General features: G+C 65.5%; 2 protein-coding genes and 1 pseudogene. 2 read left to right on the plus strand and 1 reads right to left on the minus strand.

All coding sequences use genetic code 11. The features are described from left to right. Positions 1-123: 123 nt before the first annotated feature. The gene (locus ACXJL8_RS35465) at positions 124-279 is read right to left on the minus strand and encodes a Thivi_2564 family membrane protein (protein WP_254116026.1); all 156 of its coding nucleotides are present in this window, start codon (positions 277-279) and stop codon (positions 124-126) included. Positions 280-552: 273 nt separating this feature from the next. Here ACXJL8_RS35465 and ACXJL8_RS35470 point away from each other — a divergent pair, with 273 nt between their 5' ends. Both ACXJL8_RS35470 and ACXJL8_RS35475 read left to right on the plus strand, forming a co-directional pair. Beyond that, positions 553-2,646: a methyl-accepting chemotaxis protein gene (locus tag ACXJL8_RS35470; RefSeq protein WP_456686496.1), complete on the plus strand. Its 2,094-nt coding sequence runs from the start codon at positions 553-555 to the stop codon at positions 2,644-2,646. Between the two features lie 395 nt (positions 2,647-3,041). Further along, positions 3,042-4,170: pseudogene (locus ACXJL8_RS35475) on the plus strand (methyl-accepting chemotaxis protein); the annotation flags it as partial.

The raw sequence follows: 4,170 nt of genomic DNA on the forward strand, positions 1-4,170 counted from the left end.
GAGCCAACGGGTCGGCGCGAAGCGCCGCCCGATGACAGGCTCCGCGCAATCCGGGACAGACATGGCTTGGGGCAAGATCCCGGATTTCGCTTCGCTCCATCCGGGCTACGACCACGTGCCCCGCTAAAACACCGTGAGATATTTCAGCAGCGACACGACGCCAATGATGATCACGACGACGCGCGCGATCTGCTTGGCGCGGCCGTCCATCGGCAGCATGTTGATGAGATAAAGCACCAGAATGATGACGAGAAAGGTGACGAGTACGCCGACAAGCATCGCGAGGCCCCCTCAGGCAAATTGCTGACAGTGTCCTAACGCCTGTCTCRCGCGCTGGTTCCACACAGGCAACTCATTGCAACTTCTAGTAAATGCGTACTTCTACCAGCCTCCCGGCTGCCTAAAACTTTACCCTTTTCGTCTCAGATGCGGAAACCGTTTGCGGGTGCGCCGCCAGCGGCATGCGATTGCCGACCACGCCGCGCCCCTCCCTGTTTTCGTTGTTGCCTGGGGCGCCCTGACGACTTTTGAAATTTGCAATTGGGGGCTTCGATGCTGAATCGTCTGACCGTATCCGCGCTGCTGAAGGCGGTGATCGCGATCACGTCGGTCTGCGTGGTGATCGCGCTCTCGCTCACCGCCTACGAATCCTGGGACCGCCTCAAGACCGCCAGCCGCATCTCGCAGATCGCGGACGCCTCCGCGGACCTGTTCAAGGCGATGCACAATCTGCGCACCGACCGCTCGACCACGACGCGGCTGCTGAATGCGACCGAGCCGATGGACCCGGAGATCGAGAAATATCTGCGCGCGCTGCGCGACGCCCAGATGCCGGCGATGGCCCGTGCGCTCGACCTGCTGCCGACCATGGACTTCCCGCAATCGGGCACGCTGGTTCCGGAGCTCGCGCGCCTCTACAAGCTGCTGTCGGAAGAGCAGAAGCAGTTCTGGGAGGAGGTGGCGAAGCCGAAGGACCAGCGCCGTGCCGGCTTGCCGAAGGAATACATGGAGACGACGCAGGGCCTGCTCGAGACGCTCGACAAGCTCTCGAACGTCCTGGCCGCCACCGTCAACCACCAGGATGCCGTGATCGACCAGCTGCTGTCGATCAAGCAGAACGCCTGGCTGCTCCGCAACACCGCGGGCGAGGCCTCGCTGATCGTCTCGACCGGGCTTGCCGCCGGCAAGATCACGCCGGAAGGCCGCTACGCCTATACCCAATATGTCGGCGGCACGACCGCGATGTGGAAGGCGCTGGAACTGTCGACCTCGGGCATGCAGCTGCCGCCGGCGCTCACCTCCGCCATGGCGGCCATCAAGACCGCCTATTTCGAGCCGCAATATCTGGCCTTGCGTGACCGCCTTGCGGACACGCTGGTCAAGGGCGAGAAGCCCGAGATGACCGCGAACCAGTGGAGCCCGGTCACGGTAGGCCGCATGGCAAGCGCGGTCGCGGTGGCGGAAGCCGCCCTCGATGCCGCCAGGACGCATACGCTGGAGCAGCGCAGTGGCGCGCAGCGCGCGCTGATCGTGCAGCTCGCGCTGCTGACGCTCGCCATCGGCCTCGCCATTGGCGCCATCATGCTGGTCAGCCGCCGCGTCATCCAGCCCCTCAACACCATCCGTGACGCCATGCTGAAGGTCGCCGGCGGCGATCTCGGCGTCGACAGCGGCTATCTCGACCGGAAAGACGAGATCGGCGCGCTCGCCGGCGCGCTCGAGACCTTCAAGCAGCAGGCGACCGACAAGCTCAAGATCGAAGAGCACGAGCGCGAGCGCAATGCGGGCGCCATCGCGCGCCAGAGCGCGATCGAGGCCTATGTCGGCGAATTCGAGGGCGCGGTGCGCAAGACGCTGGGCGAATTGAGCGAAGCCTCAGGCGCGATGCGCAAGACCTCGGGCGATCTCTCCGCGGTGTCGCGGCAGACCAACGACCGTGTCCAGGTCGCCGGCAAGGCCTCGAACGACGCCTCCATGAGCGTCGACAGCGTCGCGGCCGCCGCAGAGGAGCTCAGCGCCTCGATCAACGACATCAGCCAGCAGGCCGCGCATGCCGCGGGCATCGCCGGCCGCGCCGTCACGCAAGCGAGCGAGACCGACGGCACCGTTCAGGGGCTGGCGAAGTCCGCAGGACGCATCGGCGAGGTGGTCGGCCTGATCAACACCATCGCACAGCAGACCAACCTGCTGGCGCTCAACGCCACCATCGAGGCAGCCCGCGCCGGCGAGGCCGGCCGCGGCTTCGCGGTGGTCGCCTCCGAGGTGAAGTCGCTGGCGAGCCAGACGGCGAAGGCCACGGAGGAAATCTCCGAGCAGATCGCCGACATCCAGAAGGTCGCCGGCGAGGCCATCGACGCGATCCAGACCATCGGCGGCATCATCGGCGAGGTCAACGAGGTCGCGACCGCGATTGCCGCCGCCGTCCAGGAGCAGGGTGCGGCAACCCAGGAGATCACCCGCAGTACGCAATATGCGGCGCAGGGCACCAGGAACGTCTCGGACAACATCACCGGCGTCAAGGCCGACGCGGACGCCGCAGCGGCGGCCGCGGAGAAYGTSAAGCASGCCTCCGAGCTGCTGGAGACCCAGAGCCRSCAGCTCGGCCRGSAGGTCWSCGRCTTCCTCGGCARGATCCGCGCGGCGTAGCCTCGGTTTATTGGCACGCGGCGAGCCACGCATCCCGATGTCGTCCTGGCGAAAGCCAGGACCCATTACCACCGCACTCTGCAATGGGCAGGCTGGTGGCCGTCAGCGTCGCACCACACTGGCACTCGGGGTAATGGGTCCTGGCCTTCGCCAGGACGACGTTGAGGAGCAGCACGCCTCAAACGCTGTCGGCAAGCGCGGCCCGATACCCGTCCCCGACCGTCCCGTAATTTTACGGCAGGGCCACTGTCTAAGTTTTTACTCTTTTCGGGCCAAATGCGCCGGGCGCCTGCCTCCGGCAAGCGCATATGCGCGCATCCCTTTGATTCTTCGAAGTTCGTGGGGGGCTGCCGTCTCGGGGCCACGAACTTCGAAAATGCCTACCGGGGTGTCCGATGCTGAACCGCTTGACCGTTTCTGCGCTGCTGAAGGCAGTGATCCTGTCCACCGCGCTCGTCGTCGTCATCGGATTCTCGATCAGTGCATGGAGCTCATGGGGCCGGCTGCAAGCCGCCAACCGGATCGTTGCGGTCTCGGCCGCATCGGCAGAAGTGTTCAAGGCGATGGCGAACATCCGTGCCGACCGCTCGACCAGCAGCCGCCAGCTCACCTCGGATGTCCAGGTGGACCAGGACATCGAAAAATATATCCGCGGAATCCGCGACATCCTGATGCCGGCGCTGGCGCGCGCCACCGAGATTCTTCCCTCCATCGACTTGCCGCAGGGCGAGACGATGGTGTCGGACCTCGGCCGGCTGAACAAGGTGTTGCTTGAGAAGCAGGCGGAATTCTGGACCGAAGTCGCCAAGCCCAAGGCTTCGCGCCGCGCAGCACTCGCCAAGGAATATACCGACGCCGAGGACGGGCTGATGGCGATCCTCGAAAAACTCTCGCCGATGCTCAGCGCGAGTGTCAATCATCAGGACCCGGTCATCGACCAGCTCCTGATGCTCAAGCAGATGGCCTGGCTCTTGCGCCTGAGCGCCGGCGAGTCCTCGCTGATCGTCGGCAATGCGCTCGGCACCGGCAAGATCACGCCTGAGCTTCAGCTCGCCTATACGAAGTTCGTCGGCGGCACCGATACGGCCTGGAATGCGATCGAGCTCGCCACGGTGGGCATGCAATTGCCGCCGGCGCTCGCTGCGGCCATGGCGAACGCCAAGGCCGTCTATTTCGACCCACAATACGCCACCACGCGCGACGGCATCATCGCCGCGGTCGCCAAGGGCGAGAAACCGTCAATGACCGCCAACCAGTGGAGCCCTTATTCGGTCGGCCGCATGGCGAGCGCGATCAAGCTCGCCGACGCCGCGCTCGACGCGGCCAAGGATCACTCCGCGACCCAGCGCGCGACAGCAGTGCAGTCGCTGATCGTCAATACGGCGCTGCTCGCCGCCGCGATCCTCCTGACCGGCGCGGCGATGATGGCCGTCAGCCGCCGCGTGATCACGCCGCTGCACCGGATCCGCGACGCCATGCTGAAGGTCGCCGGCGGCGATCTCGGCGTCGACAGCGGCTATCTCG

Source organism: Bradyrhizobium sp. P5_C11_2 (assembly GCF_054049755.1).